Source organism: Streptomyces sp. NPDC002787, from assembly GCF_053592095.1.
On record NZ_JBSFVC010000010.1, the window covers coordinates 215,165 to 233,060 of the forward strand.

Sequence of the window (17,896 nt, forward strand, 5' to 3'; positions counted from 1 at the left end):
TCTCCACGTCACCAGCCCAGCAGCCCGGCCAGCCGTTCCCGATGGTGTGCGGCGCCGCCCAGCAGCACCGCGTCGGACTGGGCGCGCCGGAAGTACAGGTGCGCGTCGTGCTCCCAGGTGAAGCCCATCCCGCCGTGGAACTGCACGCACTCGGCGGCGACCGAGACGAACGCCTCGCCGCACCACGCCTGCGCCACCGCCGCGGCCTCGGCCAGCGCCTGAGGCGAGCCGTCCGCCCGGACCGCGCGCACCACGGCCGACCGTGCGGCCTCGACCTGGAGCAGCATGTCGGCGCAGGCGTGCTTGACCGCCTGGAAGCCGCCGATCGCCCTGCCGAACTGGGTACGGTCGCGCACATGGGCCACCGTCATGTCCAACGCGGCCTGTGCTCCGCCCAGTTGCTCGGCGGCCAGCGCCACCAGAGCCACGTCCAGGGCCCGGGAGACGACACCCGCTCCCTCGCCGCCGCCGGTCAGCGCCCGGGCCCGGGCACCGCTGAAGGTGACCACCGCCTGGCCCCGGCTGAGGTCCAGGGTGGGCACCCGGCGCACCGTGACCCCCGGCTCGCGGGGGTCGGCCAGGAAGAGGTCCACCCCGTCGGCATCGGTGGCGGCCACCACCAGCGCCTCGGCGTCGGCGCCGTCGAGGACGAACGGCGCGGTGCCGTCCAGCAGCGGAACGCCACCCCGCCAGGAGACGGCGACCGGCACGGCGTCGGCCCGCCACGTCCCGTCGGGCGAGGCCACCGCCAAGGCGTGCACGGTGCCCTCGGCCAGCCCGGCCAGCACCTCGCCGGCCGTACCGCAGCCGGCCAGCACCTGCCCGGCCAGCACGGTGGAGGACAGCAGCGGCACCGGTGCCAGTGTCCTGCCCAGCTCCTCGCAGACGGCGGCGATCTCGGCGAGACCGCCGATGCCTCCCGCCGACTCGGGCAGACCGAGGGCCGCGAGGCCGACCTGCCGGCCGAGGGCGTCCCACAACCCGGCATCGATGCCGGGGGCCTCCTCGGACAGCCGGCGTACCGAAGCGGTGCCGCCCGCGTCCGCGCACACCGACCGTACGGTCTCGCGCAGGTCCTCAAGCTCGGTCTCCGACAGGGCCGCGCCGTCGGTCGTGGTGCTCGTCATCGTGCGCTCCCGCTCCAGGTTCCGCTCTCGTCGCGCCGCTCCTCGTCCTGCCGCCGACGCGGAGCACTGTGTGCCGCCGCCATCCGGGCCACCGGCACGCGGTGCGCGGAACAGGAGACGTAGTCGAGACCGAGGTCGTCGCAGAACGCGATCGACTCGGGGTCCCCGCCGTGCTCACCGCACACACCGAGCTTGATGCCGGGCCGTACGCCGCGTGCCCGCTCGGCCGCCAGAGCGACCAGGGCGCCCACCCCGTGGGGGTCGAGCCTCGCGAACGGGCTGGCGGTCAGGAATCCCCGCTCCCGGTACGAGGCGAGCACCTGCCGCTCGACGTCGTCCCGGGAGAACCCGTAGGTGAGCTGCGTGAGGTCGTTGGTGCCGAAGGAGAAGAACTCGGCGTGCTCGGCGAGTTCGCCAGCCAGCAGCGCGGCCCGCGGGGTCTCGATCATCGTGCCGAGCCGGTAGGGGACCTCGACCCCGGTGCGGGTGGCGACCGCGTCGGCGGCACCGCGTACGTACGCGGCCGCGGCGGCCAGTTCCTCCGGCATGCTGACGAGCGGGATCATCACCTCCAGCTCCGGCCGGACCCCGGTCGCGGCGACCTCGGTCCAGGCGGTGAAGAGCGCCTCGGCCTGCGCCGGGTAGAGCCGCTCGTGCAGCAGCGCCAGCCGCACCCCGCGCAGCCCCAGCATCGGGTTCGCCTCGCGCAGCGCGGCGGCCCGCTGCTCCTCGCCCGCGTCCAGGGCCTGCCCCGGGCCGGGCAGGAACTCGTGCAGCGGCGCGTCCAGCAGGCGCACGGTCACCGGACGGTTCCCGACCGCGGTCAGCAGAGCGTGGAAGTCCTCGTGCTGGGCGCGCTCCAGCGCCCGCAGCGCCTCGTCGCGGGCGTCCGGGTCGACGGCCAGGAGCACCCGGCGGATCAGCGGCAGCCGGTCGCCGAGGAACTGGTGTTCCGTACGGCACAGCCCGACCCCTTCCGCGCCCAGGGCGAGGGCCGTCTCCACCTCGGCGGCCGTGTCGGCGTTGACCCGCACGCCCAGTCGGCGCATGCCGTCCGCCCACTCCAACAAGGTGGACAGTTCGGGCGGCGGTCCGGCCACACTGACGCTCAGGGTCCCCGCGTACACGGCGCCGGTACGGCCGTCCAGCGAGACCGGATCGCCCTCGCGCACCACCCGCTCCCCGAAGCGGACCGTCCCGGCGGCCAGGTCGACGCGCAGCCCCTCGGCGCCGCACACGGCGGGCTTTCCGGCTCCCCGCGCCACCACGGCGGCATGCGAGGCGATACCGCCGCTGCCGGTCAGCACGGCGGCGGAGGCCAGCATCCCGGGCACGTCCGCCGGGGTCGTCTCGGCGGCCACGAGCACCACCCGCGTGCCGTCCGAGGCCAGTTCGAGGGCCCGTTCACTGGACAGCACGACCGCTCCGGTCGCCGCCCCCGGCGACGCGGGCAGCCCCCTCGTCAGGAGTTCCTCCCCGCCGGTCAGCCGCAGTTGTGCGTGCAGCAGTTCCTGCACCTGGGCGGGAGTGATCCGCCGTACGGCCTCCTCGTGGCCGAGCGCCCCGTCCCGGGCAAGGTCCGCGGCCAGACACACCGACGCCCGTAGCGGAGGGCGCGGTTGTGGTGAGGCGGCGAGCAGCGAGATCTCGTCGTCGCGCACCTCGAAGTCGACCGACACCGGCGCGCGCAGATGCCGCTCCAGGGTGAGCAGGGAGTGCTCGAGGAGCGCGCTGCCGCCCGCGAGCCGGTCCAGCGGTTCACCGGTGTGCGGCGGCGGGGCGCTACGCCGCACCCCCCGGAAGAAGGAGCCCTGGGGGGAGAGCCGCCCGGTCTCGGGATCGCGGCTGACCGCCGTGCCGTAGCCCGAGTGGTCCGCCGGGCCGATGCGCAGGGCCTGTACGTGCAGGGCGACGGCCAGATCGGCGGGGAGCCGCTGGGCCCGACGGGACCTTCTCGCACGCGGCGAGTCCCACCGGGCGAGGAGGGCCCGGGCGGCCAGCGCGAGCTGCCGCGCCGGGTCGTCGGGGAAGGGCCGGGAGCCGTGCTCCGCGACCAGGGCCAGCAGCACCTCCACGCGCGCCCGCGATCCGGGTGTGTCCAGGAGGGCGTCGTCGAGCAGCGCACCGGACACGTCGAGGGCGTACTCGGCGATCATGCGCACGGTGGTGGCCCACACCTCGTACAGCGCGTCCGCACGCCCGATGACGGCGCACAGGTCGTCGGCGCGGGCGGGGTCGACGCCGATGCAGGCCAGGTCGGGCGGGAGTCCGGCGATCTCCGTCGGCGCGCTCGCCGACAGGCGCAGCAGCAGGGGCCGGGCCGGGTCGCCGATCCGCCGCCCCGAGAGCTGTTCGACCAGGTCCACGGCGGCTTCGGCGGTGTCGCTCTCGCAGAGCGACGCGGCGGCGCCGGCGGGGACGGTGAGCCCCGGAACGACAGGCAGGCCGAGGGCCACCAGCCGGTCCATCGCCGCGCCGTGCGCGCCCAGCTCGTCGGCGTCGAGGCCCCGGATCCGCCCCTGCCCGTAGGGCACCAGGATCCGGCCGGGGGTCCCGGAGTTCCGTGACGTCCCGGAGATCCCTGATGCCCCGGAGGGCGCGCGGGGCGCCTCGGACTGTGCGAGCGGGCCCGCCTCGCGGTCGGTGAGGCTCAACCCCGGCTCCTTCTGACCAGCTCCTCTTCGCGGGCCTCGTCCTCGGCGCGGCTGATGCCCAGCACGAGCAGCAACTCCTGGTGCAGCCGCATCCACACGGTGTGGTACGAGTCGCACAGCGGCGAAGCCAGCCACTCCGGCGCGCCCTCGTCGAAGCAGTCGAGGGCGTCCTCCAGAGCCGTCAGGTACTGGCCGCTGCCCGCGAGCACCCGGTCCAGTCGGCGCAGCACGGGCTGGATGGCCTCGTGCACGTCTTCCAGCGACTCGCGCACCCCGGCGTCGTAGACGTCGTCGGAGTGGTCGTTGGCGGTGCCGTCGGGGCGGCACTGCCATGCCGTGCAGACGTCCCGGATCTTTCGGTTGACCGGTAGGAACGCCTCGTACGCCGCGGTGATCCGCTCCTCCTGCTCGGAGCCGGCGGGAACCCGCAGGATCCGCGCGGCGGCGGCCTTGGCACGCTCGGTCGGCAGCACCACCGGCCCCTTCACCATCGCCAGACCGGCGTCGACCAGCGGACGGTGCTCGGACTCCGGCCGGCCGCGCCACATACCACGCAGAACGAGGTCGACGACGGCTTCGGCGAGAGGCTCGTCGGACGCGTCCGGAAGGTCCACGGCAGCAGATTGCATCGCCACACCTTTTCCCCGGTTCTGTGGTGACCGGTTCCTCGGATCTGTGTTGCCCGGAGGTTACGCCCCGGCAGGCTGGTTAGTGAAGAGGGACTCAAGAAACACTTTCCGATCGTCTGGCCTCGGCCCGGCCGTCGCCCGCCTCCGGGCGGCCCCGCGCGGCGAGGAACGACGCCATGCGCTCCTGTGCCTCCCGGCCGTCCGCCAGGGCGGCGATCGACCGCGCCTCTTCAGCGAGGTGGCGGCGCAGATCGTTGCCGTCTCCGACGCCCAGCAGGCCCTTCGCGGCGCGCAGCGCGTCACCGGCGCCGGCGGCCAGATCGGCCGCGGTCCGATGCGCGACGGCGTCCAGTTCCTCGTCACCCACCGACCGGGAGACCAGGCCCCACCGTTCGGCGTCGTCGCCGGTCAGGACCCGATTGGTCAGGATCAGGTCCGCCGCCCTGCGCGGGCCCACCAGGCGCGGCAGGAACCATGACGCCCCGCAGTCCGGTGTGAGCCCGATCGCCGTGTACGCCAGCCGGAACCGCGCGGACCGGGCCGCCAGGACGATGTCGCCGACGAGGGCGAGACCGATCCCGCCGCCCGCGGCCGCGCCGCGCACGGCGGTCACCAACGGCACCGGCAGTCCGTGCAGGGCCTGTATCGCGGAGTGCGCGGCGCTCGCCACGGCGTGCACATACGCGCCGGTCTCCGCACCGCGACCGGCGAAGGCGCGCAGGTCACCCCCCACGCAGAAGCTGCCGCCCGCCGCCCGTAGCAGGACCGCGCCGCCCGGGTCCGCGGCCACCTCGGAGGCCGTGTCCCGCAGTGCCTCGGCAGTCCTGAGATCGAGGGCGTTTCCCCGCTCGGCGTCGTCCAGCCTCAGCTCCACGACGCCGTCCGGGTTGCGGACGATCCGGACCGGTTCGGTGCGCGCGGGGAGGCTCATGGGTGTTTCTCCTGTCGTCTTCCTGTCGCCGGGTGCTTCCCGGCAAGATACTGAAGACGCTATACAGTTTCTAGGATGCGACGGGTACCGACGCCCGTACGCCCTTCGGCGGGAGGTCCCGTGCCCATCCAGTTCGATGTCGATCCGACTGTCGCCCAACTCGCCGCGACCACCGCCGAATTCGTGCGCGAGGTGGTCATCCCGGCCGAGCGCGAGTGCGGCGGGTCCGTGCACGACGCCCCCGAGGCACTGCGCGAAACCCTGCAGAAAGCCGCCCGCGACGCGGGTGTGTTCGCACCCCACGTACCGACGCGGTGGGGCGGACACGGGCTCGACCTGCGCGGACAGGCGGGCGTCTTCGAAGCGGCGGGCTACTCGCTGCTCGGACCGCTGGCGCTGAACTGCGCGGCCCCGGACGAGGGCAACATGCACCTGCTGGAGAAGGTGGCCACGGAAGAGCAGAAGCGGAGGTATCTGCGTCCGCTCGCCGCGGGGGAGACCCGCTCATGCTTCGCCATGACCGAACCGGCTCCGGGAGCGGGCGCCGACCCCCGCTCGCTGCGGACCACCGCGACCCGCGTTCCCGGCGGCTGGCGCATCGACGGACGCAAGTGGTTCATCACCGGCGCCCATGGAGCCGGCTTCGCCATCGTCATGGCCCGGACCTCCGGCAGCCCAGGCGACCCGGGCGGCGCGACCATGTTCCTGGTCGACGCCGGCACTCCCGGTATGCGCCTCGTCCGGAACATCGAGACGCTGGACGAGTCGCTCTTCGCCGGGCACAGCGAGATCGTCTTCGAGGAGTGCGTGGTGGGGGAGGAGCAGGTGCTCGGCGCGGTGGACCGCGGTTTCGAAGGCGCCCAGGTCCGGCTCGGTCCCGCCCGGATGACCCACTGCATGCGCTGGCTGGGAGCCGCCCGCCGGGCCCAGGACGTCGCGCTGGAGCGGGCGGGCAGTCGGACGGCGTTCGGCTCGGCGCTGGGTGACCTCGGCATGGTCCAGCAGATGCTGGCCGACTCCGAGATCGACATCGAGGCGAGCCGCGCCCTGATCCTGCGTACCGCCTGGGAGTTGGACACCGGCTCCGCCGCGGCCTCGCAGCTCACCTCGGTGTCCAAGACCTTCGTGGCGGAGGCGGTGAACCGGGTGGTCGACCGTGCGGTGCAGATCTGCGGAGCACTCGGCATCTCGGCCGCCGACGCCCCGCTGGCCCGTCTCCTCAGGGAGGTGCGGCCGTTCCGGATCTACGACGGCCCGTCCGAGACGCACCGCTTCGCCATAGCGCGCCGCGCGGTACGGCCCTACCGACAGCCGCGCCCGGGCGCCGCCGACGGCTGATCCCGGCGTAGACGTCGAAGACGGGCCCCTCCCGCCGGGGATCGGAGACGTGCAGGATCCCTCCCGTCGGAGATCGGAGACGTTCCGGGCCCCTCCCGTCGGAGATCGGAGACGTTTCGGGCCTCACCCGCCGGCGATCCGCCTCCGCGACCGAACCGCTGATGATCACGCCCGGGAACGTCACGGCGGGCCGCCTCGTTATCCGTGAGCCCGTTTTCGTCGCCTTCTCTGGGAGCATCGTGCCCGAAACCACGCCCGTCACCGCCACAGCCCTCCCCGCACCTCCGACCCTGAGCGCGCAGGCCGAGCGACTGATCGGACTGGGCGTGCACGAGCTCGCCGGACTGCCCGCCGACGAGCTGCGCACCTTCGCCGAGGCATCCGAGGCCGCCGAGACATCCGCGGGCGGCGACGGTCCTCTGCTCGCGGTGCACCCCCGCCTTGCCCCCGCCTCGGCCCTCGCGCCGCTCCTCCGCCGCGACGACAAGCCGGGTTTCGTCGTCACCGACATGCCCGACGTCGACCGCTTCGCCCCCTGCGCCATCGAACTGCCTGACGCCCCTCTCTACCTGGTCACCGGCCTCGACCGCGGTGACCACATGGCGAACTGGAGCCCGGAGGAGGCACTGCCCGCCCTCACCGAGGAAGGGCGCACCCCGCTGCTGCTCACCGAGGGCATCCACTGGGTGCTCCAACAGCCGCCCGTCCTCGAGCGCAACCACTGCTTCATGACCATCGGTTCCCGGCTGCGCAAGGAGAACGGCACCCTGGACGCCCGCACCCCGGCGATCTGGATCAGCAACGGCACCGGGCGGGACGGCCGCGAACGCCGCGACGCACCCAAGGTCGGCTGGTGCTGGTGGGGCAACCGGCACACCTGGCTGGGCTTCGCCTCCGCGACGAGCCGCAGCGCCCCCAGGCCCACGACCTAACGGGCGTCAGGGGGCGAAGGGGTCCTCCAGCGCCGGGACGCATGGTGACAGCAGCGGCTCCGTATGGTGCGTGACGGTTCCCCGGACCAGTCTGAGGACGCGTACCTCGTTCTCATGGCCCGGGTCCTCGTCGTCGCGGACGTGGAGGAGCCCGTAGGAGCCGGGAGCGACCGCGGCCACATGCTCGAACAGAGCGGTGGCATCGGGCGATGAGCGGTGGTTGGAGTGGCCTCCCAGGTGGATGAACGGCTCACCGTTCATCCACCGGAGGTCAAGGAGATAGGGGCTGTCCATCCGGGCGATGCGCAGCCGAAGGTCATCGACGATCTGCCGCAGCCGGACGTCATCGTCGTCGTCGACCGCGCTCTGCCTGACCGTGATCCAGCCGTGGTACTCGAACACGGCGCGATCCTAGACCGCTCACCCGACGCCCCCTCGCTGACCGCCCGTCGCCCCGTCGCCCCGCCCCCGTGCGGCGGCGTCAGTTCTTCCGCGCCACCGCCCCCAACTGAGGTACGACCGTGGGCTCGTCCCCTGGGCCGGGGCGCCACAGGGAGCACGAAACGAGGCCGGGCTCCAGCAGGGTGAGGCCGTCGAAGTACCGGCTGATCTGCTTGCCGCTGCGTGCGGTGACCGGCGGTGTGGCGTTGGCGTTCCAGAATTCCATGGCCTCCAGTTGGAGGTCACCGCCGAGTTCGGGCTCGGTGGTGGGGTGGGTCAGCACGAGGAAACTACCGGGGGCGAGCGGCTCCAGAAGCCGACGCGCGATGGCCCGCGCCTCCGTGTCGTCGAGGACGAAGTTGAGGATGCCGAGCAGCATCAACGCGACGGGCTCGGTGTAGTCGAGGGTCTGGCCGGCGATGCGCAGGATCGTGTCGGGGTCGTGCGCATCGGCGTCGATGTAGGCCGTGGCGCCCTCCTCGGAACTGGTCAGCCGGGCCCGGGCGTGCGCCAGAACGACAGGGTCGTTGTCGACGTACACGATCCTCGACGAGGGCGCGACGCGCTGGGCGATCTCGTGGGTGTTCTCCAGCGCGGGCAGGCCGGTGCCGATGTCGAGGAACTGACGTATCCCTCGCTCCCCGGCCAGGTGACGCACCGCGCGGATCAGGAACTGCCGGTCGGCGAAGGCGATGTCGCGGATGACGGGAATCATCCCCGCGACGTGATCACCGACCTGCTGGTCGACCTCGTAGTGGTCCTTGCCGCCCTGCCAGTAGTTCCAGACACGGGCGTTGTGCGCCGTGCCGGTGTCGGGTCGCTTCTGCGGGGTGCCGGCGGCCTGGTTCTCGCTCACGTCTTCCTCTCCTCGACACGCCCAAGGATCCGATGGTGGCGGGCGGTTGAGGCCCCCCGCTGTGGCGTGACGTGGCGTCATTGTGTCGCCGCCGCTCCCCTCACGTCCGCGGTTTCGGCCGAGCGAGATCGGTTCCGACGGCCGAGCACCCGGACCGAGAGCGTCCGCACCGACGGCCACACCGGCTCGCCGCCGCCCGCGCCGCCCGCGTAGACCGCGCCGCCCCGGCCGCGACGGACGGACGCCGTGAGACGGTGGCACCGGTTGACTCTCCCTCCGTGGGAGACCCGAGGGTGGGGCGTATGCACGTCGGTGACAACACGTTCTGGAGCATCGGAGAGGTCGCGCGGAAGACCGGGCTGTCGGTGAAGCTCATCCGGCACTGGTCCGACATCGGCCTCATCCACCCGGCACACCGCACCCCGGCCGGCTACCGCCGGTACGGCACCGAAGCCCTGGCCCGTCTCCACCTGGCGCGGACACTGCGAGGGCTGGGTCTGGGACTGGCGACGATCCGGGACGTACTGGAGCGCGAGGACACCCTGTCGGAGGTGGCCGCGACCCACATCGACGCGCTGGAGACACAGATCCGCCTGCTGCGGACACAGCAGGCCGTGCTGCGCTCCGTCACCCGCCGCGACACCACTGCCGAGGGGCTCACCACCATGACCGAACTGGCGCGCATGTCCGCCGCCGAACGCCGTGCCGTCATCCAGGACTTCGTCACCGACACCCTGGGCGAACTGGACGTCCCCACCTATCGACGGGGCCTGCTGGCCGCCACCCCGGACCTTCCCGCCGACCCCACCGACGAACAGGTCGACGCCTGGCTCGAACTGGGCGAACTCGTCAGGACCCCGGCTCTGCGCGACGGCCTTCGCCGCATGGCCCACTATGCCGCCGAACACCATCCGGGCGAGCACGACGACAGCGCGCTGCGGGACGCGGAGCGGGTGACCGACGACTGGCTGCGGCGCGTGGACACGGCGATGGAGCGGGGGATCGCCCCGGACTCACCTGCGGCCGACCCCGTCGTCACCGCCGTCGTCGCGACATGGCTCCCCACACAGCCCACTGCGGACGGCGAGAGGCTCGCCGACGGTGCCCCGGCCAGAGCCCTGCTCCTCGAACAGCTCGAAGTCGCCTCCGACACCCACCTGGAGCGCTACTGGCACCTGCTGTGCGTCATCAACGGCCGGCCCGTGCGGCCCTCCATGGCGGCAGCCGGCCGCTGGCTGACCACGGCACTGCGGGCGCACCCCGAACCCGGTGCGCGGGCCGCGCGACTCGCCGAGCTGTACGACGCCGGACCGGACGCCTGGGAACCCCTCGGCGTGCTCCACGCCTGCGAACAAGTCCTGGACGCCGTCGACACGCTGGTCCTCGCGGTGGAGCCGGGCCAGTTCGACCGGCCGACGCCCTGCGCCGACTGGAACGTACGCACCCTCCTCGACCACCTGGTGTGGGAGAACCTGCTGTGGGCCGGCCTGGCCGACGGAACCCCCCGCGCCGACTTCACCGCCGACCACATCGGAGACGACCACATCGCGGCGTTCCGCACCGCGTCCCGGGCGGCACGGACCGCCTTCGCCCGCCCGGGGATGCTCGAGCGGCGCTACGGGCCCGCACCCGGACGACGGCTCGTCGAGCAGCTGGTGATCGAGATGCTGGTCCACGGCTGGGACCTGGCCAAGGCCACCGGACACCCCTACGACACCGTCCACCACCTCGCCGAGCCGGCCCTGAGCGTCGTACGGGAGATCTACGCCGACCTGCCCCGCCCCCCTGCCGGATCCTTCGCCCCACCGAGGCTGGCCCCCGAGAACGCCACCCCGCTCGACCGCCTGGCCGCCTACCTGGGCCGCACGGCCACCTGAAGTCCGGCTCAGCCGACGTCCTGGCCGGCGGTCAGGGGCTGTTCGAACCAGACCACCTTGCCCGTGCTCACCCGTGTCGCCCCCCAGCGCAGTGACAACTGGTCCACCAGGAAGAGTCCCCGGCCGCCCTCGTCGCTCAGCCGGGCGTGCCGCATCCTCGGCACCAGTGACGAGTCGTCGCCCACCTCGCAGCGCAGCACATCCGTGCAGAGCAGCCGCAGGGTGATCGGCCGGGAGGCGAAGCGGACGGCGTTCGCCACGACCTCGCTGACCATGAGCTCGGTGGACTCCACCAGGGAGTCGAGACCCCAGTCGCGCAGTGTCCTGCGGGTCAGCCGACGGGCCTGCCGCGCGGTCTGCGGACGAGGAGCCATGTACCAGTAGGCGACGGTCTCCGGCAGGATGCCCTCGAACCGGGCGGCGAGCAACGCGATGTCGTCGTCCCGGTCCCCCGCACCCAGAGTGCCGAGCGCCCGATCGCACAGCTCCTCCAGCGCCGGGGGCACGGACCCGGTGGCGGCTGCCCGCAGCCGTGCGCGCAGCCGGTCCACCCCGGTCAGCACGTCCGAGTCGCGGGACTCGACCAGACCGTCGGTGTACAGCAGCAGGGTCGCTCCGGTCGGCGCGTGCATCTCGGTGGACTTGAATCCACCGCCGCCCACGCCGATCGGCGCGCCGGGCGGGACCGGCAGGACCTCCGTACCGCCGTCGGGTCGCAGGAGAACCGGCGGCAGATGGCCGGCGTTGGACACCAGCAACCGGTGCAGCACGGGGTCGTACATGGCGTACAGACAGGTCGCCGTGTGCTCGCTGCCCAGCCGCTCCGCCTGCTCGTCGAGGTGGTGCAGGACTTCGTCCGGCGGCAGGTCGAGCCCGGCCAGGGTCTGCACGATGGTGCGCAACTGGCCCATGATCGCGGCCGAGGTCATGGAATGGCCCATCACGTCGCCGATGACGAGGGCGACACGGTTGCCGGGCAGCGGGATCGCGTCGTACCAGTCGCCGCCGACCTGCGCGGTCCGCGAGGACGGCAGATAGCGGCTGGCCAGCAGGACTCCGGCCGGCTCGGGCAGTGACGGCGGAAGCATGGTGCGCTGGAGCGTGTCCGCGACGGATGCCTCGCGCGTGTACAGCACCGCCTTGTGGATCCCGAGCGCGGTGTGGGTGGCGAGTTGGGAGGCGACCAGCAGGTCGTCGCCGGTGAACTCCGCCCGGCCGGTGCCGCGGACGAGGACGACGCTGCCCATGGCATGGCTGCGGCCGTGGAGCGGAGCGAGGATCAGCCGTCGTCCGGGCGGCACCGCGTCGGGGGAGTCCGCCGCACCCAGCAACTCGGCCACCACGGGACGAACGCCTGGAACGTCCCCGAACACCGGCCGCCCGGCCCGCAGCAGCCTGGCCAGCGGCCCGGTGGGAGCCAGGCGTACGACCTCTGCCGCCCGGACGGTGCCGGCAGCCGGTGCAGGCGGCTCGGCACCGCGGGTGGCCGCCTCCCGCAGCGGTGCGCGGTCCGCGGTGTACGGAGCGTCGGTGCGCTCGGCGAGTTCGAGGACGCCGGGGGAGTCGACGATCTCGTCGCCGACCGGAAGCGGGGCGTACAGATGAACGAGCGCCACATCGGCGAATGCCGGCACGGCCGCCCGGCACAGTTCCCGCAGTGTCTCGTCGAGGTTCATGCCGCGGGCGATCTGCCGGGTCGCCGCGTCGAGGTAGCGGAGCCTGTCGGTCTGCGGCTCGGTGACCTCGGGCCGAGCGCCCCTCGGGTGTCCGGCGGGAGTGTCCGGGGCCGCCAGGCCCCTCACTCGGCCGCCCTCCTCGGAGCCGGGCTCCTCCGACCGCGTGCGTGCCGCGTCGGCGCGGTCGCCGGACCCGGGTGAGGGAGCCGGACGCCGCGGTCGACGCCTGCGGGCAGCGGCCTCGGGTGCGCCGGCCGCCTGCCCGCCGGTGCCGCCATCGGCTCCGAGGTGCTCGGTCACGCGTGTCCTTCCGGCCGTGTGGGCCCGCCCGGGGGCGGGCGGATCAGGGGTCGTCAGGCGCGCCGTCTGCAGCGCAGGAAGATCTGTACCTCGGGCGGGACGTCCGCGGTCGCCGGAGCGTACGAGTACGAGGACTCCTCGACGATCTCGAAGCCCGCCGCCTCGACGACCTCACGCAGCTCGTCCCGGAGGTAGCCGGACACCCGGATGGTCGTTCCGATGAACGGGATCGAGAAGTCGTCCACGTCGGCCTCCACCATCGACAGCGCGAACAGGCCGTCCGGCGTCAGCAGGTGGTGGACGGTCCGCAGCGCCAGGGGAATCTCGGCGCGCGGCAGCATGAGCAGCGAGAAGAAGGCCGTCACCGCGTCGAAGCGGCCGAGGTCCCGGGGACCTCCGGGACGCAGATCCGCGATGTCCGCCTGGTGGAACACCCCGGTGGGGACGTACTGCTGGGCGAGCGCGACCATCCTGCCCGACAGGTCGACGCCGACGACCCGCAGGCCGGCCTGGGCCAGTCGGCGTGCGGTCGGCAGCCCGGTGCCGCATCCCAGGTCCAGTACACGGGATGCGGGCGGCAGGGACTCGATCAGCCACTCGGCGGACGCGACCTGTCCTTCCTTGTGCGGGAACGCCTCGTCGTAGCGGTCGCCGATGGTGTCGAAGGCCTCGGCCTGGCCTGTGCGGTCGAGCCACAGGTTCCCGTAACCGAGCTCGTCGGCAGGGTTGCTCACGAGGATTCTCCTTCGGTCCTGATGCGTAATTTTTTCACAGTTATACAGAATTGGGTGTGGTTCGGATGCGCTGATCACGACAGCCCCGCTGCGGGTGCTTGCCTCTTGAGCGTCAGCTCCCAGCCTCCCGGCGGCCAGGCCCGCCACGGCGGCCGGGTTCCGCGCGCGGCAGTCGACGACCGGCGGCCCGGATTCCGTGACCGTCGCCCGCGAGATCCTCCTGCGCGCCGAGGAGGGCGACGATCAGGCCCGGACCGTCGTCGAGGAGGAGGGCCGCACCATCGGCGAGGCGATCGCCACCGTCTGCGCCGTCGTCGACCCCGACTGGTCCTCCTCGGCGGCCCCATCGGCAGCCACCCCGCCCTGCTCGAACCCGTCCGCGCGGCGGTGAACGCTCTCGCTCCCCTGCCCCCGCCCATCGAGTCCGGCGCCCTGGGCGAGGCGGCCCCCCTGCGCGGAGCCCTCGCCGTCGCCCTGCGGCGCACCCGGGCCGACCTGCTCACCCACGCCAAGGAAACCTGAGCCCGCACAGACGGCCGGCCCGTCCGGGAGCACAAGGGCCGGTCCCGTCGCCGGACGCTCCCAGGTCACGGGCCGGTTGTGAGATCTCCCACCTGCTCTTGCCGGGGCGACGGACGCTTACCTACGTTCGGTCGCATGTCCCCCCATGGCCGCGCCCTACCTGGCGAACCGGACGAACCCGCTCCGGACGAACCCGCTCCGGAGACCAGGTCTGCTGCGGACCGATCCGACGCCCTCCCGACGGTCGACCTGGACGTCGACCTGAGCTCGCACGAGATGCTCCGGCGCGCCCATGTCCTGGCCGCTCTCGGCTCCGACTGGGACCCGCTCGCCGCACTGCGCGGCGAGGAAGCGGCGTACGAGCTGCTGTACTCCGGTCTCGACGCGGAGCAGCAGCGCGTGTACGACCAGCTGGTCGAGGCCGGTGTCCTGCCGAGGAGAGGGGACGGCCATGCTGCCGCTTGACCCCCAGGCCGACGTCGGGCGTCGCGCCTGGGTGGCCTGCCCGAACTGCGACGACCGACGCGGGTGTGCCACCTGTGAGCAGGGGCGTACCTGCTCCGAGCACTGGCGCTATCTGCTCTCCAACGTCGGCAGCCTCCTCCATCTGCAGTGCAGCTCGTGCACGCACATCTGGACCCACGAAACCCACTTCGGCGCCACCGCTCCCCGTGGGAGCGCATCACCAGCGGCCTGCGGCGACGCTGATCGTTCACCACGGCCGACCAGGTGAGCCGCGTCGACGGCGCTGCCGCGCACGTTCACCGGTGAGGCCGGACGGCGGAGCGGCGCCCGCTTTCGGATGACCCGGGCGTCTGTCGCCGGGGACGGCGGCGCCACCGTGGCCGAGGATCGCGGTCGGCGGCCCTCGCTGCCTGCCGTTCGTCCGCCCGGAGGCAGCCGTGCACATCCTGATCCTGGCCAGCGCGTTCAACAGCCTCACCCAGCGCACCCACGCCGAACTGCGCGACCGCGGCCACACCGTAACCGTGGAACTCGCTCTGCCGGGCAGCTCACTGCCGGAGGCCGTGCGCCGCCACGCACCGCGGCTGATCGTCGCGCCGATGCTGAAGACGGCGATCCCCGAAGAGGTGTGGGCGGCGCACACGTGCCTCGTCGTCCATCCGGGACCGGTGGGCGACCGGGGGCCGTCCTCCCTGGACTGGGCGATCCACGAGGGCGTCGACCAGTGGGGCGTCACCGTCCTGCAGGCCGACGGGGAGATGGACGCCGGTGACGTGTGGGCCTCCGTACCGTGTCCGGTCCCGCAGGTCTCCAAGAGCGAGCTGTACCGGGGCGAGATCGCCGACGCCGCGATCGAGGCCCTGATGCTCGCGGTGGAGCGCTTCGCCGGGGGCACCTACGTACCGCGCGAGCAGGACGACGCTCGCCCGAGCGACGTCCGCCCGCGCGCACGTCCCTACCTCGACCAGAGCGTCCGGCGGATCGACTGGGCCGAGGACTCCACCCAGGTCGTCCTGCGCAAGCTGAGGGCGGCGGACTCGCAGCCGGGTGTGCTGGACGTGCTGCTCGGCGGTGAGTGGTATCTGCACGGCGGTCACCCCGAGAGCGTGCTGCGCGGCCGGCCGGGCGAACTGCTGGCCACCCGGGCCGGGGCGGTCTGCCGGGCCACCAGGGACGGCGCCGTGTGGATCCCGGAACTGCGGCCCCGGCGCGGGCCCGGGGGACCGCCCACCTTCAAGCTGCCCGCCGTACAGGCCCTCGGCGACCGGCTGCCGCCGCTGCCCGAGCACACCCCGGCCCGGTTGCCCGAGGTGTCGCGCGGCACATGGTCGGACATCCGCTACCGCGAGGACGGGAACACGGGCTTCCTCTCGTTCTCCTTCCCCGGCGGCGCCATGAGCACGGAGCAGTGCCGGCGTCTGCGGGACGCCTACCGGGAAGCGTGTACGCGGCCCACGTCCGTGCTGGTGCTGGGCGGCGAACGGGACTTCTTCTCCAACGGGATCCACCTCAACGTCATCGAGGCCGCCGCCGACCCCGCCGCCGAGTCCTGGGCGAACATCAACGCCATCGACGACCTGGTCGAGGCGGTCCTGACGACGACGGACCGGCTGGTGGTCTCGGCGGTCGCGGGCAACGCCGCGGCCGGCGGGGTCATGCTCGCCCTGGCGGCCGACGAGGTCTGGTGCCGCTCGGGCGCCGTGCTCAACCCCCACTACCGGCTGATGGGCCTGTACGGCTCCGAGTACTGGACGTACACCCTGCCGCGCAGGGTGGGCCCCTCCACCGCCGAACGGCTGATGCGTGAGGCCCTGCCCGTCAGCTCGGCGAGCGCACTGCGCCTCGGACTCGTCGACCGGGTGGTCGACCGCGGTCCGGACGAGTTCGCGGGGGAGGTCGCCGTCCTGGCGGCGCGTCTGGGCTCACTCCCGGCGACGGCCTCCCGGATCGCCGCGAAGAAGACGGAGCTGGACCGCCTGGAGAGCACGACCCCGCTGGCCGGCTTCCGTCAGCGGGAGCTCGCCCGGATGCGCCGGACCTTCGACGACCCGAACGCCCCGTACCACGCCCTGCGCCGTTCCTTCGTCCACAAGGAACGGCCACCGCACACCCCGCCGCATCTCTCTCCGGCTCCGGTTGCGTGAACCGGCGAGATCCGCTCCGCGGGCGATGTCACCGGAACGGCCCTTGATGGCGTCTCGTCACGGCCGCACCGCTGATACGAAGAAGAGCGACGGTCGAAATGCAGGCCTTCATCCCTTACCTCCCCAGGAGGCGGTCCCATGACTGAGGCGACGCCGGGCACGGTGGACGTGGCGGACGCGGGCGGCGCGCCCGCCGACGAGACACCCACGATCCACATCCTCTGGATCAACGCGGGGCTGAGCTGCGACGGTGACTCGGTCGCGTTGACGGCGGCCATGCAGCCCAGCATCGAGGAGATCGTGCTCGGTGTGCTGCCTGGGCTTCCGAAGGTCGCCGTGCACTGGCCGCTCATCGACTTCGAGTGCGGCCCGATCGGCGGCTCGGACACGTTCATCGAGTGGTTCTTCAAAGGGGAGCGGGGCGAGATCGACCCGTTCGTGCTGGTCGTCGAGGGTTCCATCCCCAACGAGGCGATCAAGCCCGAGGGCTACTGGTGCGGCTTCGGCGACAACCCGGAGACCGGCCAGCCGATCACCACCAGCGAGTGGATCGACCGGCTCGCCCCGAAGGCGCTCGCGGTCGTCGCCATCGGCACCTGCGCCACCTATGGCGGCATCCACGCCATGGCGGGCAACCCGACCGGCGCGATGGGCGTGCCGGACTACCTCGGCTGGGACTGGAAGTCCCACGCCGGAATCCCCATCGTGTGCGTTCCCGGCTGCCCGATCCAGCCCGACAACTTCGCCGAGACGCTCACCTATCTGCTCTACCAGGCGGCCGGCGCCGCCCCGATGATCCCGCTGGACGACAAGCTGCGTCCCACCTGGCTGTTCGGGGCCACCGTGCACGAGGGCTGCGACCGCGCCGGCTACTACGAGCAGGGCCAGTTCGCCCTGTCGTACGACTCGCCGACCTGCCTGGTCAAACTCGGCTGCTGGGGCCCGGTCGTCAAGTGCAACGTGCCCAAGCGCGGCTGGATGAACGGGATCGGCGGCTGCCCCAACGTCGGCGGGATCTGCATCGCCTGCACCATGCCCGGGTTCCCCGACAAGTTCATGCCGTTCATGGACGAGCCCCCCGGCGCCAAGGTGTCGAGCAACGCCAGCGGCGCCTACGGCGCCGTGGTCCGCAAGCTCCGGTCGATCACCGCCAAGACCGTGGACAAGGAGCCCAAGTGGCGCCGCACCGGAGACAAGATCACCACCGGGTACCGGCCGCCGTGGTGAGCATCCGCCACACGTAATCCCCCACCCCGCTTCGTGCACCCCC

The 17,896-nt window shown here is 72.7% G+C and carries 16 protein-coding genes; 8 read left to right on the forward strand and 8 right to left on the reverse strand.

Annotation, left to right across the window (positions count from 1 at the left end):
* Positions 1 to 8: 8 nt before the first annotated feature.
* The 4 genes from ACWD26_RS16385 to ACWD26_RS16400 all read right to left on the reverse strand — a co-directional run bounded on the left by ACWD26_RS16385 (position 9) and on the right by ACWD26_RS16400 (position 5,341).
* Complete coding sequence (locus tag ACWD26_RS16385) at positions 9 to 1,127, reverse strand: acyl-CoA dehydrogenase family protein (protein ID WP_451270461.1); 1,119 nt, start codon at positions 1,125 to 1,127, stop codon at positions 9 to 11.
* The gene (locus ACWD26_RS16390) at positions 1,124 to 3,781 is read right to left on the reverse strand and encodes a putative PEP-binding protein (RefSeq protein WP_451270463.1); all 2,658 of its coding nucleotides are present in this window, start codon (positions 3,779 to 3,781) and stop codon (positions 1,124 to 1,126) included. Before ACWD26_RS16390 ends, ACWD26_RS16385 begins: the two co-directional genes overlap by 4 nt.
* Positions 3,778 to 4,410: a hypothetical protein gene (locus tag ACWD26_RS16395; protein WP_451270465.1), complete on the reverse strand. Its 633-nt coding sequence runs from the start codon at positions 4,408 to 4,410 to the stop codon at positions 3,778 to 3,780. Before ACWD26_RS16395 ends, ACWD26_RS16390 begins: the two co-directional genes overlap by 4 nt.
* A 94-nt stretch (positions 4,411 to 4,504) precedes the next feature.
* Positions 4,505 to 5,341 (reverse strand): enoyl-CoA hydratase/isomerase family protein, encoded by an 837-nt coding sequence (locus ACWD26_RS16400; RefSeq protein ID WP_451270467.1) that lies wholly within the window; start codon positions 5,339 to 5,341, stop codon positions 4,505 to 4,507.
* A 120-nt stretch (positions 5,342 to 5,461) separates the two neighbouring features.
* On the opposite strand from ACWD26_RS16400, the gene ACWD26_RS16405 reads away from it, so the two are divergent.
* Both ACWD26_RS16405 and ACWD26_RS16410 read left to right on the forward strand, forming a co-directional pair.
* Complete coding sequence (locus tag ACWD26_RS16405; protein ID WP_451270469.1) at positions 5,462 to 6,679, forward strand: acyl-CoA dehydrogenase family protein; 1,218 nt, start codon at positions 5,462 to 5,464, stop codon at positions 6,677 to 6,679.
* A gap of 239 nt (positions 6,680 to 6,918) precedes the next feature.
* On the forward strand, positions 6,919 to 7,611 hold the full coding sequence (locus ACWD26_RS16410; RefSeq protein WP_451270471.1) for a DUF5701 family protein: 693 nt from the start codon (positions 6,919 to 6,921) through the stop codon (positions 7,609 to 7,611).
* A gap of 6 nt (positions 7,612 to 7,617) precedes the next feature.
* On the opposite strand, the gene ACWD26_RS16415 is transcribed toward ACWD26_RS16410, so the two are convergent.
* Both ACWD26_RS16415 and ACWD26_RS16420 read right to left on the reverse strand, forming a co-directional pair.
* Complete coding sequence (locus ACWD26_RS16415) at positions 7,618 to 8,013, reverse strand: Imm7 family immunity protein (RefSeq protein WP_451270473.1); 396 nt, start codon at positions 8,011 to 8,013, stop codon at positions 7,618 to 7,620.
* A gap of 79 nt (positions 8,014 to 8,092) precedes the next feature.
* On the reverse strand, positions 8,093 to 8,908 hold the full coding sequence (locus tag ACWD26_RS16420; protein ID WP_451270475.1) for an SAM-dependent methyltransferase: 816 nt from the start codon (positions 8,906 to 8,908) through the stop codon (positions 8,093 to 8,095).
* A 302-nt stretch (positions 8,909 to 9,210) separates the two neighbouring features.
* Between ACWD26_RS16420 and ACWD26_RS16425 the strand changes: the two genes are divergently transcribed.
* Entirely contained in the window at positions 9,211 to 10,785 is a 1,575-nt protein-coding gene (locus ACWD26_RS16425; protein WP_451270477.1) for a TIGR03086 family metal-binding protein, read from the forward strand.
* An 8-nt stretch (positions 10,786 to 10,793) separates the two neighbouring features.
* Here ACWD26_RS16425 and ACWD26_RS16430 read toward each other — a convergent pair whose 3' ends face one another.
* Together ACWD26_RS16430 and ACWD26_RS16435 are read right to left on the reverse strand one after the other, a co-directional pair.
* Positions 10,794 to 12,461, reverse strand: a complete 1,668-nt coding sequence (locus ACWD26_RS16430; RefSeq protein ID WP_451270583.1) for a SpoIIE family protein phosphatase — start codon at positions 12,459 to 12,461, stop codon at positions 10,794 to 10,796.
* Between the two features lie 353 nt (positions 12,462 to 12,814).
* A complete protein-coding gene (locus ACWD26_RS16435; protein ID WP_451270479.1) occupies positions 12,815 to 13,495 on the reverse strand; it encodes a class I SAM-dependent DNA methyltransferase in 681 nt (226 codons plus the stop codon).
* A gap of 196 nt (positions 13,496 to 13,691) precedes the next feature.
* Here ACWD26_RS16435 and ACWD26_RS16440 point away from each other — a divergent pair, with 196 nt between their 5' ends.
* The 5 genes from ACWD26_RS16440 (at position 13,692) to ACWD26_RS16460 (ending at position 17,853) form a co-directional block, all read left to right on the forward strand.
* Complete coding sequence (locus ACWD26_RS16440; protein ID WP_451270481.1) at positions 13,692 to 13,886, forward strand: hypothetical protein; 195 nt, start codon at positions 13,692 to 13,694, stop codon at positions 13,884 to 13,886.
* On the forward strand, positions 13,883 to 14,017 hold the full coding sequence (locus ACWD26_RS16445; RefSeq protein WP_451270483.1) for a hypothetical protein: 135 nt from the start codon (positions 13,883 to 13,885) through the stop codon (positions 14,015 to 14,017). Before ACWD26_RS16440 ends, ACWD26_RS16445 begins: the two co-directional genes overlap by 4 nt.
* A 135-nt stretch (positions 14,018 to 14,152) precedes the next feature.
* On the forward strand, positions 14,153 to 14,482 hold the full coding sequence (locus ACWD26_RS16450; protein WP_451270485.1) for a DUF6400 family protein: 330 nt from the start codon (positions 14,153 to 14,155) through the stop codon (positions 14,480 to 14,482).
* Positions 14,483 to 14,919: 437 nt separating this feature from the next.
* Complete coding sequence (locus ACWD26_RS16455; RefSeq protein WP_451270487.1) at positions 14,920 to 16,626, forward strand: enoyl-CoA hydratase-related protein; 1,707 nt, start codon at positions 14,920 to 14,922, stop codon at positions 16,624 to 16,626.
* 138 nt (positions 16,627 to 16,764) lie between these two features.
* Positions 16,765 to 17,853: an NADH-quinone oxidoreductase subunit B family protein gene (locus ACWD26_RS16460; protein WP_451270489.1), complete on the forward strand. Its 1,089-nt coding sequence runs from the start codon at positions 16,765 to 16,767 to the stop codon at positions 17,851 to 17,853.
* Positions 17,854 to 17,896: the final 43 nt, after the last annotated feature.